Origin of the sequence: Shewanella cutis (assembly GCF_022410515.1) — a bacterium.
Classification (GTDB): Bacteria; Pseudomonadota; Gammaproteobacteria; order Enterobacterales; family Shewanellaceae; genus Shewanella; species Shewanella cutis.
Genome location: NZ_JACSDI010000001.1, coordinates 217,752 through 237,808 on the forward strand (window position 1 = coordinate 217,752; position 20,057 = coordinate 237,808).

The following is a 20,057-nucleotide window of genomic DNA, read 5'->3' on the forward strand; positions in this document are numbered from 1 at the left end:
AATGAGATCCTATATTACCCCGTTGGCGCTACTAGTAAGTTCAGTGTTTTTCCCATCCGTAGAAGCCAATACCCAACTTTCTGTCAGTACCTCAGCGTCTCACACGCCGCAGCTACAAATTACCTATCCGACTGCGATTCGGGTAGGGCAAGCGGTGCAAGATGGATTAATCCAGCTTCCTCTTTATAACCAAACGATGAAAAATGAGGCGGTTTCAATTTATTGGCTAGGTGCAGCCCTATTAGATACAAAAAATACTGCTAGATTAGAAGTCACTCGCAAGCAAGTATTGCAACAATTAGCAGACATGGGAGAGCAGGTCGATAATAGTCAATATATTGCTAAACTGGCCAAATTTGCCCAGTTTTTACGCAACATCAAACTAGGCCAGCGAGTTAATCAGCCGTTAGATCTCGACTTAGTCCGTATTACCGACGCTTATAATCCGGTTATCGATGGTGATTTTTTACTGGTGCTACCGCCTCGACCAACTACTGTCACTGTTGTGGGTGCTGTCGCGCAAACGGGTGAACAAACATGGCTATCACGCACCAGCAGTAAAGATTATATAAACCAAGCGGGTTTACTCGATAATGCCGAAAATAGCTTTGTGTGGATTATTCAACCTGATGGCAATGCGATAAAACAGCCTATCGCCTATTGGAATCATCAGCCTCAGGATATCGCCCCTGGTGCCATTCTCTTTGTTGAGTTTTCAGATCTATTTAATGATCACGCAAAATTAAACAACAACATTATTGAATTACTCAAAAATCGGGCTCTGTAATGAAAAAGTCGACTCCCACTTTGCATACGTTCGGGCGTTTATCTGCGCTGTCATTAGCACTGCTGCCTTTATTACATGTTAGTGCCGATGAATTCTCTTATCCTACTCTGCAACCTTCACAGTCTGATTTTGGTGGCGTTGGTCTAATGCAAATGCCTACTGGCCGCATGGCACCTGAAGGTGAGTTTAACTTTGCCACCACTTATAACGATGACTATCAGCACTTTAGCGCTTCTGTGCAGCTGTTCCCTTGGTTTGAAACCACTATTCGCTACACCCAAGTACAGGATTTACTTTATAGCGATGACCCAAGCTTTAGCGGTAACTCTAAATACACAGATAAAGGCATAGATTTTAAGGTTCGTCTACTCGAAGAAAGTAATTGGCTGCCCGAAACCTCGATTGGGGTTCGGGACTTTGGCGGTACAGGCTTATTTGATGGCGAATTTATCGCAGCAACAAAACGAGTGGGCCCTCTCGATTTTACTTTGGGCATTGGCTGGGGCTATATCGGCAACAGTGGCAACCTCACTTCCAATAAAAAAGATCTTAATTACAACTGTGACAGAGATACATCTTTTGGTGGTTCAGGTGGAACCGTAGATTATCAGCGTTGGTTTAAGGGCTGCGCTGCGCTTTTTGGCGGCGTTGAATATCAAACCCCGTGGGAGCCACTGCGTGTAAAAGTGGAGTACGACGGCAACGACTACCAATCTGATTTTCCCGTCGTACGTGGCGGCATTCCAATGCCACAGGACAGTAAATTTAACTACGGACTGCTCTATCGGTTTGGCAACTGGGGCGATCTGCATTTAAGTTATGAGCGCGGTAATACTTGGACACTTGGCTTTAGCCTGCAAACCAATTTTAATACCCTATCGCAGATTAAAACCGATCCTGCTGCCGCTAAATATAAACCGCTTCCAGCTGCGCCATTAACACTTACGCAAATGGAATCCTCCACGCCGGTAAACACACCCAAAGTCGACCAAGCGTCTGTGAGTACTGATACTTCTGCAGCGCATAAATCAGAAGTGCAAAATGCTGAAGTAGCAAATCTAGAGCCTGTAAACGCATCCAATCATGCTGTAACGAATACCCAAGTAGATTGGAATGTAGTTGCTCAGGACTTACAAACTATCGCGGGTTATGCCAACGCCAAAATTTATCTTGATAACAACAGCATTACCGTCGTCGGTGAACAAACCAAATTTCGTGATAGAAATGAAGCGCATCAAAGAGCGGCAACCATACTCGCTAATAACACTGATGCAACTCGTATCAAAGAGTATCGGCTAATTGAAACCCGTTATAACCAACCGATAACTGAAACTCTTATCGATGCGAAAAAGTTTGCCCAAATCGCTAGCTATAGCTACCTCAATGCTAAAGTTACTGACACCAGTGTTGTAAGAGTTCCCAGCTTACCTCAGGGACAACTGGTCAATAGTACTGATAAGGATTGGCTGGATAAGCTTAGTTTTGATGTTTCGCCGACCATGGCCCAATCCTTTGGTGGTTCCGAAGGTTTTTATATGTTCAACATTGGGGTGACAGGCAGTGCAAATTATCGCTTTACCGATAATTTAGATTTTTCAGGTTCCCTTTATCTGAATCTTTACGATAACTACGATAAGTTTTTATACGATGTCCCACCCGATGGAACAGACTTAAAACGTGTTCGTACACTTATCCGTCAATATGTTCATGAAAATCCAGTAAGGGTGAATAACCTGCAGCTGACTTGGATGGATAATTTAACCGATAATATCTCCTACCAAGCCTACGGCGGCTATTTAGAAATGATGTATGGTGGCGTAGGGACAGAATTCCTCTACCGACCACTTAATAGCCAATGGGCTTTTGGTGTTGATGTTAATTATGTAAAGCAGCGCGACCCAGATAGCATGCTCGGCTTCTTTGAAGATGAACATCAATTTGATCCTATTACAAACCGCCCTTATAGAGTACAAACGGGAGCTGTCACAGGTAATGCGACTGTCTATTATCAACCCGACTGGTTCCCCAATACTTTATTAAGGATCAGTGCAGGCCAATATTTGACTGAAGATAAAGGTGTAACAGTTGATTTCTCCAAACAATTTGATAGCGGTGTGATTGTTGGCGCCTTTGCGACTAAGACCAACCTTTCTGCCGAGGAATATGGTGAAGGCAGTTTTACCAAAGGCTTCTACATCTCTATCCCATTTGATTTAATGACCGTTAAATCAACCCATAGCCGGGCGACAATCAGTTGGATGCCACTCACCCGAGATGGTGGCCAAATGGTCGGCAGAAAGTATTACCTCTTTGATAATACTGATGCTCGCTCACCTTGGTTCACTCGTCCCAGCACTGAAACTAAGTCAGTAAAATAACCACAACCTCCGTTAGCGCTTAGGCGCTAACGGCGTTTGCATCCCTTGCGGAAAGAATGGGCGTTTCATTTAACAGCGGCCAGTCAATTGCAAACTCGGCACAATTCCAAGGCAACACATATTCATCATCTGGCGCGTAATAATCAGTGCAGCGATAAAGCACATCAGCGTATTCACTCAACACATAAAACCCATGGGCAAATCCTGGCGGGATCCACATTTGTAAATGGTTATCAGCAGAAAGAATCCTGCCAACCCATTTACCATAGGTCGCAGATTGCGGCCGAATATCGACGGCAACATCAAAAATACTACCAGCACATACGCGGACCAATTTGCCCTGCGGATGCTGGAGTTGATAATGCAATCCACGCAACACATGCTGCTGCGAGCGACTGTAGTTATCTTGCACTAACGCTGGAGATTCAAATCCGCGACTCAGCAAGCACTCAGTAAAATAGGCGTGCCGAAAGGTTTCCATAAAAAAGCCACGCTCATCGCCAAATACCTTAGGTTCAAAGATAAGTACTTCAGGCAGCTCGGTTTCAATGCACTTCATTAAACACCTGTTTATTTAATAAGCCTAAAAGATACTCACCATAACCACTTTTGACTAAAGGTTGAGCTAAGGCAGCAAGCTGCGCAGCATCTATCCAATCAGAATGAAAAGCAACCTCTTCTGGACAGTTCACCTTTAACCCCTGCCGCTTCTCAATTGCAGCAATAAATTGTGTGGCTTCGGCCATCGCATCAGGCGTCCCAGTATCTAACCAAGCAGTCCCCCGCCCCATGATTTCAACCTGCAGCTCCCCAAGTTGAAGATACTGGTTAATTACATCGACAATTTCTAATTCGCCTCGTGACGAGGGAACAACGTTTTTAGCCAACATGCTCGCTCTGTGATCAAAGAAATATAAACCTGGAATAGCATAGGAAGACCGGGCTGCGATTGGTTTCTCTTCGATAGAAATGGCTTTGCCATTTCCATCAAACTCAACGACGCCATAAGCATTAGGATTCGCGACATGATAACCAAATACGGTGGCACCAACGTCTAATTGAGTTGCATTGCGTAGATTGGTGCTAAGTTGCTGTCCATAAAATAGGTTATCGCCGAGTATTAACGCACAGGAGTGGCCAGCAAGAAAGGGGGCTGCAATGATAAGAGCCTCAGCTAATCCCTTTGGTGAAGGCTGCACAGCATATTCAAGCCGGATCCCCCAACATCGCCCATCTCCCAGTAATGCTTTAAAAAGTGGCAAATCATTAGGTGTACAAATTATCAAAATGTCTCTTATGCCCGTCTGCATCAGTGTTACCAACGGGTAATAAATCATTGGCTTATCGTAGATAGGCAATAATTGCTTGCACACAACCTGCGTCATCGGATAAAGGCGAGAACCTGTACCACCCGCTAATAGAATGCCTTTTCTCATTGATATATCGAGGATTAGTGAATTGAATCGAGGCGCAGATAGTAGCATATAAATGCAAACTAAGCGCAGCCAATGGCTTACGAGAAAAAGCAGAACGTCGCTATGTGACTTCTAGGCATATAGGTTCTAGGTTCTAGATTCCGCTTTATTTCTCCGGAAGTTGTATATCGATTGTTACGCCTTGATTAGGCTGGGAAGTCAGCAGAATGCTGCCATGGAGCTTTTGAGTCACCAGATTATAAATAATCGACATCCCTAGGCCTGTGCCGCCATCTTTACGTGCAGTGGTAAAAAAAGGTTCAAAGGCTTTAATCTTGACCTCATCTGTCATGCCAACACCATTATCTCGATATTGCATGCAAATGTTAGAGCCTTGCTTTTCGACTCGGATAATGATTTTTTTATCACCCGTAAAATGTTCAGGAAATCCATGCCGAAAGCTATTGGCAACCAGATTGGTAAAAATTTGCGCTATCGCACCAGGATAAGACTCGATAAAAATCTGCTCATCGAGGTCAACAGTTAAAGCGATATTCTTTTTACGCATTAATGGCCTTAATGAACTAAAAATCTGGAAAAGATAAGCCTTTAAATTAAATCGTTCACGTTCAAGTACCGATTGATCCGCCGCAGTGCGCTTAAAGTTATGCACTAATTCCGCTGCCCGGGTCAAATTCCGCTCTATCAGTCCTAAACCATCATGCATGGTATTGATAAAGTTTAAAAATTTATCTTCATCGAGCTCATTTTGCTCAAATGCGCTCTTCAGCAGCGCAACCTCATCTAAGCAATGGGTTACTGACGTCACCGCAATCCCCAAAGGCGTGTTGACCTCATGGGCAACCCCTGCAACTAAACTGCCTAACGCCGCCATTTTCTCATTCTCAATCAAATGGTGCTGAGTTGAACGCAAATCGGATAATGCCGTTTCTAACTCTTCAGTTCGTCGCGCGACTTGAGCCTCTAAATCAGTATTAATCGCCTGTAATTGCAGCTGATAATCTAAAATCTCCTTTGCACTCATCGCTCTGCCAAATAAATCCGCTAAAGCGGAGGCAAAAGCCTTTTCATCACGAGTCCATTCTCTTGGTTCACCTTGATGTTCAGAGCAAATAATGCCCACCATCTTGCCACGATGGCGTATAGGGCTATCTAACATAGAGGTAATGCCATGGGGCACTAAGTAAGCCTTTACAAATTCATGGGTCGCTCTATCAGTTTGGGCCTGATTAGCCACTATCGCCCTTTCATTATCTAATAAGCTGAAATAATAGGGGTATTGCTCACGCGTTAAGATAAAAGCTTCCTGTCTTTGCATATTATCAAGCAGGTAAAAGCAACACATACTTTGATGATCGTCAGCCCATAACCAAATACCGGCACGGCTGATTTTTAAGCCTTGGCACACAGAAGCAACAATCAGTTGTGATGTTTCAATTAAATCGCCACCATCAATAATGGATGAACGACTTACATCAAATAAAATCCTATCTAACATGCGTGTCATAACGATGCGATTCCCCGCCAAGCTTTAGGATCAGACAATTACCTTAGCAACACATTCTTAAGTAATAGCCTTAAGTAATAGCCTTAAGTAATAGTCTTTAGTATAGATACAATCTGCAAACTGACTAGGGTGATGACTAAACAGCTTGCAACAGGATAAATAAGTTTGGTGCCAGCGATGATGGCGGGTATTATTCCTAAGGTTAATAAATCAAAGGTTTGAGAAGAATATGAAACGTCCACTCTTTACTATCGCCATGGTGGCAATCTTGACTACCGCTTGTAACGATCCCCAAAATGCACCAAGCCAAGGCGCCACAGCAAATACAGAAACTCAAACAACCATCCCCCTTGGTGATACCAGCCAAAATGCTCTCGATTGGCCTGGCGTGTATGAAGGTGTTTTACCCTGTGCGAGCTGCGAAGGTATTCAAACAACGCTTACTCTACAAGCAGATAACAGCTTTGAATTAAAAAGTATTTATTTGGGTAAAGATGAAAGTATCTTCAAGGTGGCAGGAAAATTTGACTGGGATAGTAACGGCTCAAAGATCATCTTATCCGATGGCAGCAAATACCTAGTTGGAGAAAACCAGCTATTTATGTTAGACACGGATGGCAATAGGATCACCGGCGGACTAGCTGAAAATTATATCTTGAAAAAGAAAGCAATGTAGAAAGGGCATCACTGCGTGACAGCGAGACGTTGAGCGATTCGCTCACAGTAAAAACGTTGACAGAACGCTCTGCTTACCGATAACGGTAAAGAAAAATGATTCGCTTACCGTCGGTGATAAGCAATTTCGTAAACCGTGAGCCACGCAGTGACGTTCCATTGCTGCAAGCGGTGTCCGTAGAAGTTAGAGCGCTGCGATTCTCGATCTAGAGCAAGCTTGTCAGCGTCCTATCTTCTCGCGTCGGCGCCACCCAGATTGAAAAGAGTAACCAACACGTGAACTCTAATATCCAAATTATCCGTTATGAAGAATGCGAATCGAGCCTATGGAAAAATGGCGGCGGCAGTACTAAACAACTGTTAATATCGCCAAAGGATTCTGACCTAACTAACTTTGATTATAGGATTAGCATTGCCACCATTTCGAGCGATGGACCCTTCTCAATATTTCCAGGCATCGATAGGCAACTTTGTATACTGGAGGGCGAAGGCGTAAAGCTGCTGATGCCTGAAAATGGGGCTAAACCGAGCGAACTCTTACTGCGTCCGAACCAAGCTGCATTTTGCTTTAGCGGCGAAACTCAGATCGAAAGCCAACTCTTAGATAAGCAAATTATCGACTTTAATGTGATGACCAAACGCGGCAAGTATCGCGCGTATATTGAACGGCTGGAGTTGAATGGCTCGTTAAGTCCTGAGTCTAGTGAAACCAGCTATATTGATGATGCTCATCAAACATCAAATGTACACAATAACGAGTTGCAACAGTGGTTATTATGCCTTGAACCGCTGAACTTAGTTTACCAAGGCCAAATTATTCAACTTAAGCGTTATGATATGGTGCAATACCTACAAGGCCAGGATTTAAAAGCGCAGCCGTCAAAAATGAAGCGATTAGATGAAATTGAAACTTCCGATGCAACCTCTTCAGACGCTGAACTACCCATACTTAAGCACTCACATATAGAAAACCCGTCCCTACTAAACCATAAACAATGTCAGGTACTGCGTATCGTTATAGAATGCACTAAAAAGTTCTAGATTATAGAGCCACCAGTGACGTCTTCAAAACCTGAGTCCGTCCTTTTGGCTCCGCCTTATATGCTATATACTCATCCCGTATTCATCAAATCGTGCAATAGACCTATGCAACAACTAAATGAAAAGAAAATCATAAAGTTACTGCGAGACAATATCCCAAAGTTGCAATTAATCTACCTGTTTGGCTCTTATTCGCAGGGAACACAACACCGCAACAGCGATATCGATATCGCGGTACTCGCCGCTGACACTTTAGACAATATTGCACGCTGGGAACTTGCCCAAAAACTCGCTTCGGCGTTGGACTCAGATGTTGATCTGGTTGATTTACGCTCAGCATCCACAGTGTTATGCCAACAGGTAGTCACTCAAGGGAAGCAACTTTGGGGAACACCACAAGATGATGAACTTTTTGCCGTAAAGACCATCTCAATGTACCAACATCTACAAGCCGAAAGACAGGCAATTATTGATGATGTAATGGCCAACACCGCAGCCAAAGATCATAGGGGGAGTCACTTTGAATGACATTATTATCAATAAAATAGCCACCATCAAACGCTGTATAAAGCGCATCCAACAAGTCTATGGTGATGGCAGCCAGTTCAAACAAGACCTCACCTTGCAAGATAGCGTTATCCTCAATTTACAACGCTGCTGCGAAGCCTGTATCGACATAGCCAATCATATTAACCGCCAACAACTAGGCATCCCCCAAAGTAGCCGTGATAGCTTTACATTACTCGCACAAAATAACCTTATTACTCAGCCACTCGCAGATAACTTAAAGAAAATGGTCGGCCTGCGAAACATCGCAGTACATGACTACCAAGAACTCAACCTCGATATCGTTGTGCATGTTGTACAGCATCATCTTGAGGATTTTGAGCAATTTATTGATGTGATAAAAGCAGAGTGAAGATGTTGACAGAACAAGAAACGTTGAAGGTTGACGGAACGTTCGCAAGCTCACTCACAGAACGCTTAGCTTACCGTGAGAGCGAAGCCCGTTCCGTTATCCGTAAGTCACGTAGTGACATTCTGTAGCTGCTTGCGGCGTACCTAGATTCTAGAGCCACATAGTGATGTTCTAGGGTGAGCTTGCGCGAGTCCTAGTCGCTCGTTTTAGGATATGGCTGGTTAATAATCCACTCGACCGTTTTTCTGAGGCCTGACTCAAAAGACTCTTGCGCTCTCCAACCTAATTCACGTTGAATTTTACTGGCATCAATTGCATAGCGAACATCATGGCCAGGCCGGTCAACAACATACTGAATTAAATCAGCAAAACCCGCATTACCCATTGCAAGGGATTGCGGATGAGTAGGCACTAACTCCTCTAATAAGGCGCAAATGTGCCGCACAACCGTCAAATTAGTTTGCTCGCAGGAGCCACCAATATTATAGGTTTGTCCAAGCTGGCCTTGAGTCGCGACTAAATAGAGCGCCTTAACGTGATCATCCACATACAACCAATCGCGAACTTGCTGACCATTACCATAAATTGGTAACGGTTTACTCTGCAACGCATTGGTGACCATTAAGGGAATGAGCTTTTCAGGGTATTGAAAAGGGCCATAGTTATTGGAGCAGTTGGAAATAACTATTGGTAAAGCATAAGTTCGATGCCAAGCACGAACCAAATGATCCGCTGAAGCTTTACTTGCCGAATAAGGAGAGCTCGGATCATAAGCAGAGGTTTCGCTAAACAATCCAGTTTCTGTCAGAGAACCAAAAACCTCATCGGTGGAAATATGGTGCAATCGAAAACGGCGCTGTTGTGCTTGCCCTAAAGTTTGATAATAACTACGGCATGCCTCGAGCAATGTGTAAGTTCCCACGATATTGGTTTGAATAAACTCCGCGGGCCCATCTATTGAACGGTCCACATGGCTTTCGGCCGCTAAATGCATCACATGATCGGGTTGGAATTGCTGCAACACCAGCTCTAACCTTGCCCTATCGCAAATATCTGCCTGCACAAAATGATAGCGCTCACTATCAGCAACACCCGCCAGAGATTCAGGATGGCTCGCATAGGTCAGCTTATCGAAGTTGAGCACCACTGACTCCGTTTGCTCAATCAACATACGGACCAAAGCCGATCCAATAAAACCCGCACCACCCGTAACAAGAATTCGCATATCACCTATCTCTGCAAACAAAGGCCAGAAAGCAAAAAAGCCAGCAAGTATACAACAAAAAATAGGGTGGGCTTCGAAAAGCCGAACATATCGCTGACGGATTACGAAACGCTCGCACATTCCGTAGCCGTAAAGCGGCGTTCGTAGAAGCTAGATCGCTTCGCTGCCAGAGTCTAAAGCGACGTAGTGGCGTTCTAGAGCGAGCTTGCGAGCATACTTGCGGCGAAGGCCGTCCTAGCCGTTACGAAGCATCATCATTGGAGTCGAAATCGAAATAACCGAAGGCGGTGAGGCTTTTTTCAGAATACCTAATGAATATCTTGTAGAGCTAAAATGGGAAGATGGTGATGTCATTGAATGGATTGATAATAACGATGGAAGCTGGACCTTACGAAAGTCCTCGGTGGCAAGTCCTGTGAACTGAAACATAGTGCTTAGTTAAGTGTCCAGAGTTAGCGGTTCAGATCAATCACAGCCAGTATGACCCGTCCAGCTCTTTGAGCGAATGCCACTCTAATAACTCAAATTATGTTCGTGATCTTGCCCTGAGATACAGATTTAAGATGACTAAAACTTAAAGTTGGGTATGTTTAGTATGTTTTTGTTTTTTCTAGGGCTTTGTGAGCTAGATTTGGGCCGTGAACATAAAGGCTTAGCTCCACTCAATACAAGCTCAGCATAAACTAACTGCCGTCTCTTTTTTTCCTCGACTAACTTGTCATATTCAACACACATACTTATACCTGCATAAAAGATACCGTTGTTAATAATAAGACTAGCTCTCGCATATAGAAATTACACTATGGATGGTTATGATTTACGTTTAGTCAAGTGAACATACTCTTTGAGCTTAGAGTATAATGCTAAATTCATGAAGCAAACATTGACATACGTTCTCTACATATGAGATATCAATGTGAACTGACTTGAATCTAGCCGTTCATGTTATAAATAAGAAAACCTTAAATAGGTTAGCGGCAAAAATTAAGGACTAGAACTCATAACACCGGTTTAGGCTGAAGATTCGATGTTACAACGTAACAAGCTATAAGATAAATTTAGAGGAAATACTATGACAAAAATAAATTGTAACGAACTAACCACAGCTAGGGTTGGCATGAGAACTGCGTTACTAATATTGAAAAAGTGGAACTGCAATCAGCAACAAATTCAGGCTGTACTCAATTTGCCAGTAAATTATAACAATCTTGATATAGAAAAATTTAATCTAAGTCAAGATCAAGTCGAAAGAATCAGCTATATACTGAATATTCACGCTGGCTTAAGTACGCTTTTTAGTAACCCTGAAAATATTTATGGGTTTATGAACATGGTCAATCATAATGAACCTTTTAATGGCACAAGGCCAATAGATGTTATTTGCAACGGAAAAACCAATCATTTAAAAGTGGTTATGAGCCATATAGATCAGTTGGTTAGACACTAACCCCAGCCCTTATCCTTTAGCATTTTAACGACAACCATTCCATCATAATACTATTAGGCATTTTAAGTTTAATGTCCATTAAAAATGGACAACTCAATACTTCAAATTTTGTAACCTTGAAAAACTTTAATTCTGTAACCACGAAAAACTTTATTTTAAAAACTTCATAAAATTAGACAACAGTCCAGCCAAGTGACCGCCAGAAGCAGAAATCAACGTGAGAAAAATCGCCTCTACAGTTCTAATCACCAAGCCTATTCCCAAGCAAGAAAAGATGATTTAAGATGTACAAATATGCTCACCAAAACTGCATTTACCATCAGATTTACATGATAAAAAATACCTTACAGAATAACGCGATAAAAGGTCTGCCTCACCAGCAGAATATGACATACAATATAAAACTGATAACTGCATCCTTACACCTACTAACATCTAAAAAAATATGTAGCACAACAACTTAATTATGTATTATTATCCAGCGAACACTGTCAATGCAACCTCACAACCACAATCAACAGGAAAAACAAATTTAAAAAATAAAGACATAAACAGCGAAATCTTATTTCATTGACAAAATCAGTTCATAAACTGAAGATATTTTATATTTTCATGATTTAATCTAAGACTTGGATGTTGGAGCTTGGTTATGTGTATCGAGAAATCTAAACAAGTACGGCTCAATTTACTTTCACAGAACCTCACCTCCGCCAACTTTGTTGCACTTCAAATAGCGTTCAATGAAAACACTATTCCACATGCCATCAACACATTGAACACGCTTACACCTTCATTATCTTGCCCAAAGTCTACACGATGCCGTATTACACAGGCTCATCAAGATCAAGCTGCAAAACAAGCGGAATCTCCAGTTGTATCTAAAATGCAACTAGCGCTCTTAGCGCAACTCTCTCCCAGTGCAATTCATACCTCAGATATCGGAAAAGGATATGATTAATGGGAAAGCTACAAGCTAATGCTAAAAGTAATAGGATAAAAAATTCCGGCGGTGTTATGCCAGATAGACTCAGTACTAACACAGCCTTAATGAAGATGTTTTATCAAGCCCAAAAACAGAGTCATGACACCAACACAGGCAAATTATTGGTTGTTTTGATGTATTTATGGCTTACTCAGCAGTTAGATGACTTTCTCCTTCGAGCCAGTGAAAAACCCATCACAGTAGATGATATTCCCGACTGTCATAAAGTAAAAAATAGTGATGCATGCGAAGCGCATCGATTCAAAAATCAGAAGTTTGAGGATGGCAAGTCTTGGACCTATTACGCACGTGCAACCATTACTCAAAGCGGCGATAAAAAATTCGAATGGCAACCCATCCCTAATTGCATAATCCACATTTTCAAACCCTTCGTTAGCAATCACAGCTATAATGTTTCATGGCTAACGGCAGCTGAAAAACAACAATTGCTTAATCTGCTCATGGCCAAATGGCGAAAACCTGCCGAGATCGAACACTTTCCAGCGATAAGAAAGCAATTGTTTTTTAAGTACATAACACGCTGTATTCGCACAGATAATCAACTATCCAGTTTAACTAAATCATTATTATTACCTGCTGATATACAGCACCATCGACATGCAGCGGTTTATCAGCAAAAAAACAGTGAACACGTTCGTACAGAGCTATTTCACGCGCAAGATCGGTATCTTAGTCGATTATTCAATCATGCAAACTCTCTAGGTGTGAGCAAGTTGTTGACACTCACATTCTCGTCGAGTTCAGCAGTAAGTAATGCCACACTTCCCAGCATTTCACTATTAAATGACAACGCCAAAAGAAACATTCCCGCTAATATTACAAGTTCAAAAGTGGGTGTGAGTTTTCATAGTAAATGGGTTGGTGAAGACCTAGAAAAATACGCAGACGAGTCCGTGGTTTTCGGTAGTAAGCGACTTATCCCCGAGAGTGAGATTGTTGCGATTTTTCGCCATATTCATGACGAGATAACTTCATCTAAGCCTGATCACAAAGCCACTCAAGCCGATTTAATTCATTATCACAATCTCTGCGCTAACCATATTGCACTGCTATTTATAGTGCTTACGGGCATGCGCCCTACTCATGCTATCTCTATAAATAAACAATCACACTATGATTACCGCCGCACGACAGTATCAGATAAGGGCTTTCAACGCGAGATTAGAATTTGTGACTATCTGAGACAACAAATTCTGCATTACATCTCGTTGCAACAACAACTCAATTCCAAGCTGAATTTGGTTAATGATCTTCCCTGGGCATGGAGTTTATATGATGCGAATAATCAAGCGATCGCAATCTCAGCAAAATCGCTGCGACAATTTTTACATCAAAGAGCTAATGGCATTGTCCCCTATGTATTACGTCATCAATTTGCGCAAAGTGCCGTCACCAGCATTATCCATAAACTGACAACACACCAAATTGATCGCTTAATGGGACACGCGGAGTACGGTGAACATCTGGGCAGTGACCATGTATTTCCAGCAAGCATGAAACAACAAGACTTATTTCTCGATAGTCTGCCAGCTCGTTACGGGTTAAAGGAGTTGAAATATGTCTAGTTTATTCAACAAATTAAACCCTGTTGAAGTTTATAATTATCACCAACGTCATGGTTTGTCTAACGCTAGCATAGATGCCATTACCTGGGTGCTCAACCAGTGGCCTAACCCAACACTCAAAGTCTCAAGCCTTTCAGCTCAAAAGCCGAATCACATATCAACCTGCCAACTCCAAAGGCGTGAAATCACTCTTCAAGATTTACAGGTCATCAACAAAATCATCAGCTCGGTTCCGACAGGCAAGTTACGTCACTACAAACTTGCACTTGAAGCCATTATTGTCTACCTCAAAGAAGCACTGAAATGGCAAACTCCTGAGGTTAAAAAGCTGCCTTGGCCTGATCCTGATTTAAGATGGTATGAACGCATCACTGCTCAAGCGAACGATGCATTTAAACTGCAAAGTGAATATGAAAACGTCAAAACTCAGTTCTTGAAACAGCGATCCGCACTGTCAGCCGAGTTTATGGCATTGATTATAGCACTTGAAATTGCGCCGCTAACGATTGCTCATCTCGTCAACATCATTAACGACAAAGACAGTATTCAGCGTATTGAAAGACAAACATATCTTAATATCAATCACTTAGATAAGCCATCAAACCAAGACGGTTTACCACAATCAAGCCGGTATCACCTGCCATTATTTGTCTATCAATCATTGACGGAATATCAGGCATATTCGCATAGCATAACTGAAAAGCAATTGCTAAAAGGATTAGATAACTTATTAACGTCATTCTCCATATCAACTCAGGTTTCTCGTCATTACCAGCACCTTTTTCAAGCCGTTTGGCACTATCGCGATAATGTCGTTCCCTCATTCTTAAAAGATATTAGTTACCCAGAACGTCATGTCGCAACTCCTTTAGTCTCGGTTGACAATAAGGACCAACAACGACAATTAGCGAGAATTTATGGCATCGATTATGACGAAATGGCAGTTACCGCAATACCTAAAGCCCATCAAGCATCGAAGAAATGGCCGCATCTCGAACTGCAAAACAATCGCAATACGATTACAGAATGTGCCCAAGAGCTAACTCATTGGCCTGTAGACAATATCCTGCCAACAATGCTCTATCGATACACGTTAGAACTCATCTCTTTTGGTGGGGTAAAAAAGCAAAAACTCGCAGACAGCACCATCAAAAAATACTGCAATATTCAATTAAAATTCACGAGTCCGCTCAGTTATGACCAAGCAATAGACCAAGAGCTACTACAACAATGGAGCCACAACATTTATGACAATTTAGCGACGGAAACGGAGCAACTGATCATGCTCTACTTTTTTCGCTTTATGCGTCACCAATCACTCACAGACCATTTAGATATTAGCCAGTTCGAACCACCACTCTGCCCTCCCGGGGTTGATCCGTTTCGGATCTCAATAGAACAGTTGCATGAAATCGTCGCAAAGCTCATCGCGCCACCCTACGGGGAGTTATTGCAGAGGTTATTTTGCGCAGTCACTGTCATTATCAGCTATTTCGCAATGTTGCGCCGAGGAGAGTTACTGCGTCTTCGTTTAAAGGATGTATTTGTTGATCCCGCTAATAAACAGTTGTTTCGTTTCAATATCACAAATACTAAGGAGGGGACGACCAAAAGCAGACATTCACGCGTTGTTTATACCGTCATACCGGAAGAATTCGCGATTCTAGTCAGAATTGTGATAAAAAACAGTGAACTTTGTGAACCTCACCAGCATTTGATCGGCTTCACAGAAGAGCCATACCATTCACGGCAGTTACAATACTTATTACCTGTCACTAAATGCATCAAAGCAATATGCGGCCAGCAAGCGCGGTTTCATCACCTGCGTCATAGCGGCGTACATTTATTTATGCTGCAGGCACTACACCTTGCATACAATCTGCCACCAGAGCAAACCACGAATACTGAGCAAATGAAACGCTTACTCCATGGAGACGTGCTTGCTGCGCGATTTGACTATTGGCTTGAAGGGCAACCATTTTCACTGTGCAATGATGGGATTTTGTTCGATGAAATCACTCGTCAAATCGGACACGAGTACTATGCAACAACTCGCTGGTCCTATCTGCACGATATAGACTGGCTTTACCCATTCTATCGGCCAGGCTTTGGTGAATCACAGCCTCGAGAATTCTCGCATAGTGAATTGCGATATTTACTGGGGTTAAAACACGACTCAAATGATCTATCACGTCAACTCGCTTTAATCAGCACTGATTACCAAGCAAAAAGCATTAACCAGAAGCGTCAAAACCACGTCTTACTCACAGAGACAGCACTGAGACAACATCTATTTAAGACGAATAAAAATAGTGTCGCCCAAAAGCCACTCAGCGATTTTCATACAGTCTCGATTGCACAAGACACAGTCAAATATCATCAAAAATGGCTTGGTAACGCCAACAAAATTTCTCATGACTTTCTTCAATATCTATTTCTTGAAATGCGAAAAGCAAAAGAGGTTAACTGGCCGTTATTAAGCCAAATCTCGCAATCTCCAGGCAAATATCAATCCTTGCCAATGACCAAAGCGCAAATCACAGCGCTCAGTAATTTGCCAGCAATCGTGCTAAGCAACGGCATACATCCAGCATTGACATTAACCTTGGCGTGTAATGTCAAAAATGCACGACATTTTGCAGCAGTATTTCGTCAGCCACTCTGGCGCTGGTTAACGCCCAGCTTTGTGTTGACTGTGAACAGAAAAACAAAAATCGACATTCTATTAAACAGGTTAAAAGACAATTTTGCTCAATCGGGTGAAACAATAACACTTCAAAAACAACCTGTTGGTCAAAGCGAACTGACCATCACTCTGACGCCCAAATTGAGTGAAACCAAACTAACCCCTCATAAGCAGCACGCTAAGTTAGCGGATCTGCAATTTGTCATTCAACAAACACAGCTGTTTCTCTCACATTTTCAACAGACTAACTAGGAGTATTATGTCAAAATTAATAATTTCGAAAAGCAAATCCCCCTTGTTTATCAACATGATAAATGCACTAGACAAACATCATTCGGATGCATGTATCAGTGTGTTTATCGACAGCGATAACAGCCGTATGCTCCTTATTGGTGGTGCCCCTGGTCAATACGGACAAATCGAAATACCTCTCGAAAAAGGCCATGGTTTGAAGAACGCCGAATTTTCGATCCCTTTCGATTTTTTCATGTGCATGAAAGAGCAACAGCAAGAGTTTAATACCCTAGCCAATCAGTATATTTTTGAACTCAGATACAAAAATGGTAAATACATCAATATCGAGTATTGTTTATTACTCAGAGACGACAAAAAGATTGATGATTCAATACATTTCCCAATGTCCCGTTTTGAATTAGACGCTGCTCATGAAAATCATATTCAATATCAGGTGGCCAATACTCAACGTGCTTATCATGAGCTGAACAGACGCTCGATTGTTGACATTATCAATTCAACCAATTCACTCATACCCTTTGATTTTGTTGAATTTAGAAAAAATGAAAAAGAGATCCGCTTTCAGAAAAATGGTGAAGTCACGACCAAACGATTACAAGACAATATCGACTTACCTCATACCCTCCCCTTGACTGAAGCCGCAAGCCAAACGCTTAAAACGCTGTATATGAACTCTGAAACAGGCAGCATAGCGTTTTGTTTAGAGGGTGAACTACTCACGTTTAAAACTGACCAACACACGCAAAGTATCTCTCTGGAAGGCATAGATCAATTTCATCAAAAAATAACGCAGGACAGCAGGTTACTCCTTGAATTTGCCTCTAATTTATACGATTTCAAACAGTTAAATAACATGATCTTAAAAGAAACCAGCGTTAGATCGCTCAATACTGCGATGCTACTGTTTGATAACAACAGACTATTTTCATGCATGTTGCCAGGACGCAGGGAATTCATACGCGAAGTGAGCGTCAAGCACCTTCATCATCACGACGCATTGCTGTTTTCTTATTCACCTCGCACTCTCAAAGACATGAAGTTAAAAATTTTCGCCAAAGGAGGCGAGATCCGCATTACGTTAACTCAAAATCAAAATGGTGAACTGAAACTCAATTTCTATGACAAGCCAGAAGATATGGCACCATTTGATAGCCTTAACTTAGTATCAGAACAATCTTTGTTATCTGCATACCTAAAATTGAAAAACGAGTACCTGAACACTTACGATGACCGCTACATTTTGCCACCATCGCGCCAAGGAGAACTCGATTTGTTTGCCGAACAACCAAGCGATGTGCCAGATGAAATTAATGCCCTGACTACTGACATTGTGTCTAAAGATGAATACACAGCAGAAACAGAAGATAAACTCAAAAACACCCATGTTTATTCGCCAACGACTCATCCTGACTTAGCACATAAACCAAGCAATAAGCACTCAAAAAACATCACAGATAACAGTGGCGATTTAGCCATTATCGATGAATATGGATTTGCCGATGATTAGTCAGCTCCTAAACCTTAAACTGAATACGGTTATGTGTGGTTGTGTATAGGGGAGGTAAATGGCGGCAACAAGCTTCCGCTAAAGTGCTCAACAATTTTCATTGGCAAATGGTCAATTTAAAAAGCGCAGCAATTTAAAACAAACAACTGGACAAATAAACAGTATTAGTTATATTAACAGGTGTGTTTTTAACCAATAGTTGGCAAGCCGCAACTATTGGGAAAGGGACATTTCAGGTTGAGTTGCACGATGTAAAAGTGCGGTTAACCTAATAAATAAGCAGTTGGGAGAGAGCGGCTGCAACCACTCTCCCCCGTATCGGCTGCGAACCGCTATTAACAGACACCCAGCCGATGGCGAAATTCTAACGAATTCCATCGGATAGGGACAGTGCTATTTGATGGAGGCCACCTATGGCTCATATTCGTGTGCGCCCCAATGGGCGTATTCAGTTCGACATGCATCTTTATGGCTGCCGTTTTCGTGAAGGCACAAAAATGCTGGCCACACCTAAAAACCTTGCAACAGCCAAGACGACACTCAAAAAAATGAACGCTGAGATAGACTTAGGCAGCTTTCAATACCGTGACTATTTCCCCCAAAGTAAAAAAGTCGCTCAATTTGAGCAGTTGCAGCGTGAGAAACATCCTGATCGTGAATATCCATTTTTCAATGACTTTGCCTATCAGTGGTTTGAACGCAAAAAGGCGACGTGGAAAAATAGCTATAGAAACACCATGCAAAACGTTTTAGATAAGTATCTGATCCCACAATTTGGCAATACATTAATGAATGAGATCACCCTATCGCAGATCGATTTTTATCGTCAGCAGTTAATGCAAATGGTAAAGGCAGATAATACCCGTCAATTATCTAATCGGCGCATTAATAACTTACTGTGGCCTATCGTCTCCATGGTAAGCCTCGCGGCAGAAGAATATAAATTTGAATACCCATTGAGACGCTATCGCTCACTTAAAGAAGAAAAAGCTGAGTCTCATCCGATGACGATAAAGGAGGTTAAACTTTTCCTATCCCACGTCCCTCACGAATGGAAAGATTACTTCATCATTCGGTTTTGGACCGGCATGCGCAGTTGTGAAATTCATGGATTAGAGTGGCAACATGTTGATTTTGATCACCGCTTAATTCGCATACGGCAAAACTGGGTGAATGGTGAAGTATGTGATGTGAAAACACCAAAATCTAGGCGTGATCTTAAGATGTGTGACACGGTATACGATGCCTTTAAACGCATTAAAAATTTGGCATTGTCAGAGTCAGGCTTTGTGTTTACTGGCAAATCAGATGCGCCACTGGATACCCATTTTGTTAGCAAAAAATTATGGTACCCGACACTCATTAAAGCGGGACTGAAACGTCGACGAGCTTATGAAACTCGTCACACCGCGGCAGTGCTGCATATCGCAGCCCTAGAAAATCCACTGTATATCTCTCAAATGCTTGGCCACAGTGATACACGGTTATTATTTGATGTGTATGCACCATATGTTGCAAACGCATCCCGAAGCGATGGCAACGCATTTGATAAACTCATGCGAAACGAAAACATGCTGTAAAACATTCTGAGCTGTAAGTGAGTATTCACATGTTGGGTGAGATCAT

Annotated in this window: 17 protein-coding genes; 13 read left to right on the forward strand and 4 right to left on the reverse strand. The window is 42.2% G+C overall.

What is annotated here, in order from left to right:
* The first annotated feature begins 1 nt into the window (after window position 1).
* Both H9J30_RS01135 and H9J30_RS01140 read left to right on the forward strand, forming a co-directional pair.
* The gene (locus H9J30_RS01135) at window positions 2-787 is read left to right on the forward strand and encodes a capsule biosynthesis GfcC family protein (RefSeq protein ID WP_240129329.1); all 786 of its coding nucleotides are present in this window, start codon (window positions 2-4) and stop codon (window positions 785-787) included.
* The gene (locus tag H9J30_RS01140) at window positions 787-3,165 is read left to right on the forward strand and encodes a YjbH domain-containing protein (RefSeq protein ID WP_240129330.1); all 2,379 of its coding nucleotides are present in this window, start codon (window positions 787-789) and stop codon (window positions 3,163-3,165) included. The genes H9J30_RS01135 and H9J30_RS01140 overlap by 1 nt, the downstream gene beginning before the upstream one ends.
* A gap of 19 nt (window positions 3,166-3,184) precedes the next feature.
* On the opposite strand, the gene rfbC is transcribed toward H9J30_RS01140, so the two are convergent.
* The 3 genes from rfbC to H9J30_RS01155 form a co-directional block, all read right to left on the reverse strand.
* The gene (rfbC, locus tag H9J30_RS01145; protein WP_240129331.1) at window positions 3,185-3,724 is read right to left on the reverse strand and encodes a dTDP-4-dehydrorhamnose 3,5-epimerase; all 540 of its coding nucleotides are present in this window, start codon (window positions 3,722-3,724) and stop codon (window positions 3,185-3,187) included.
* Window positions 3,711-4,601: a glucose-1-phosphate thymidylyltransferase RfbA gene (rfbA, locus tag H9J30_RS01150; protein ID WP_240129332.1), complete on the reverse strand. Its 891-nt coding sequence runs from the start codon at window positions 4,599-4,601 to the stop codon at window positions 3,711-3,713. Before rfbA ends, rfbC begins: the two co-directional genes overlap by 14 nt.
* A gap of 145 nt (window positions 4,602-4,746) precedes the next feature.
* A complete protein-coding gene (locus tag H9J30_RS01155; RefSeq protein WP_240129333.1) occupies window positions 4,747-6,108 on the reverse strand; it encodes a sensor histidine kinase in 1,362 nt (453 codons plus the stop codon).
* Between the two features lie 229 nt (window positions 6,109-6,337).
* Here H9J30_RS01155 and H9J30_RS01160 point away from each other — a divergent pair, with 229 nt between their 5' ends.
* The 5 genes from H9J30_RS01160 (at window position 6,338) to H9J30_RS21565 (ending at window position 8,871) form a co-directional block, all read left to right on the forward strand.
* On the forward strand, window positions 6,338-6,784 hold the full coding sequence (locus H9J30_RS01160) for a copper resistance protein NlpE (protein ID WP_240129334.1): 447 nt from the start codon (window positions 6,338-6,340) through the stop codon (window positions 6,782-6,784).
* A gap of 275 nt (window positions 6,785-7,059) precedes the next feature.
* Window positions 7,060-7,824 carry a HutD/Ves family protein gene (locus tag H9J30_RS01165; RefSeq protein ID WP_240129335.1) on the forward strand — a complete coding sequence of 255 codons (765 nt, stop codon included), beginning with the start codon at window positions 7,060-7,062 and terminating at the stop codon, window positions 7,822-7,824.
* Window positions 7,825-7,929: 105 nt separating this feature from the next.
* Window positions 7,930-8,352, forward strand: a complete 423-nt coding sequence (locus H9J30_RS01170; RefSeq protein ID WP_240129336.1) for a type II toxin-antitoxin system antitoxin — start codon at window positions 7,930-7,932, stop codon at window positions 8,350-8,352.
* Window positions 8,345-8,743 (forward strand): type II toxin-antitoxin system toxin, encoded by a 399-nt coding sequence (locus tag H9J30_RS01175; protein WP_240129337.1) that lies wholly within the window; start codon window positions 8,345-8,347, stop codon window positions 8,741-8,743. Before H9J30_RS01170 ends, H9J30_RS01175 begins: the two co-directional genes overlap by 8 nt.
* Window positions 8,744-8,745: 2 nt before the next feature.
* A complete protein-coding gene (locus tag H9J30_RS21565) occupies window positions 8,746-8,871 on the forward strand; it encodes a hypothetical protein (RefSeq protein WP_275679479.1) in 126 nt (41 codons plus the stop codon).
* A 65-nt stretch (window positions 8,872-8,936) separates the two neighbouring features.
* On the opposite strand, the gene rfbB is transcribed toward H9J30_RS21565, so the two are convergent.
* Window positions 8,937-9,968, reverse strand: a complete 1,032-nt coding sequence (rfbB, locus tag H9J30_RS01180) for a dTDP-glucose 4,6-dehydratase (protein WP_240129338.1) — start codon at window positions 9,966-9,968, stop codon at window positions 8,937-8,939.
* 1,072 nt (window positions 9,969-11,040) lie between these two features.
* Here rfbB and H9J30_RS01185 point away from each other — a divergent pair.
* The 6 genes from H9J30_RS01185 (at window position 11,041) to H9J30_RS01210 (ending at window position 20,011) form a co-directional block, all read left to right on the forward strand.
* Window positions 11,041-11,415, forward strand: coding sequence for a hypothetical protein (locus H9J30_RS01185; protein ID WP_240129339.1), 375 nt, complete (start codon window positions 11,041-11,043; stop codon window positions 11,413-11,415).
* Window positions 11,416-12,064: 649 nt separating this feature from the next.
* Window positions 12,065-12,373, forward strand: a complete 309-nt coding sequence (locus tag H9J30_RS01190) for a hypothetical protein (protein ID WP_240129340.1) — start codon at window positions 12,065-12,067, stop codon at window positions 12,371-12,373.
* The gene (locus tag H9J30_RS01195) at window positions 12,373-13,983 is read left to right on the forward strand and encodes a site-specific integrase (RefSeq protein ID WP_240129341.1); all 1,611 of its coding nucleotides are present in this window, start codon (window positions 12,373-12,375) and stop codon (window positions 13,981-13,983) included. Before H9J30_RS01190 ends, H9J30_RS01195 begins: the two co-directional genes overlap by 1 nt.
* The gene (locus tag H9J30_RS01200) at window positions 13,976-16,921 is read left to right on the forward strand and encodes a hypothetical protein (RefSeq protein ID WP_240129342.1); all 2,946 of its coding nucleotides are present in this window, start codon (window positions 13,976-13,978) and stop codon (window positions 16,919-16,921) included. Before H9J30_RS01195 ends, H9J30_RS01200 begins: the two co-directional genes overlap by 8 nt.
* 7 nt (window positions 16,922-16,928) lie before the next feature.
* Entirely contained in the window at window positions 16,929-18,431 is a 1,503-nt protein-coding gene (locus H9J30_RS01205) for a hypothetical protein (RefSeq protein WP_240129343.1), read from the forward strand.
* A gap of 413 nt (window positions 18,432-18,844) precedes the next feature.
* The gene (locus H9J30_RS01210) at window positions 18,845-20,011 is read left to right on the forward strand and encodes a tyrosine-type recombinase/integrase (protein WP_240129344.1); all 1,167 of its coding nucleotides are present in this window, start codon (window positions 18,845-18,847) and stop codon (window positions 20,009-20,011) included.
* The last annotated feature ends 46 nt before the right edge of the window (window positions 20,012-20,057 follow it).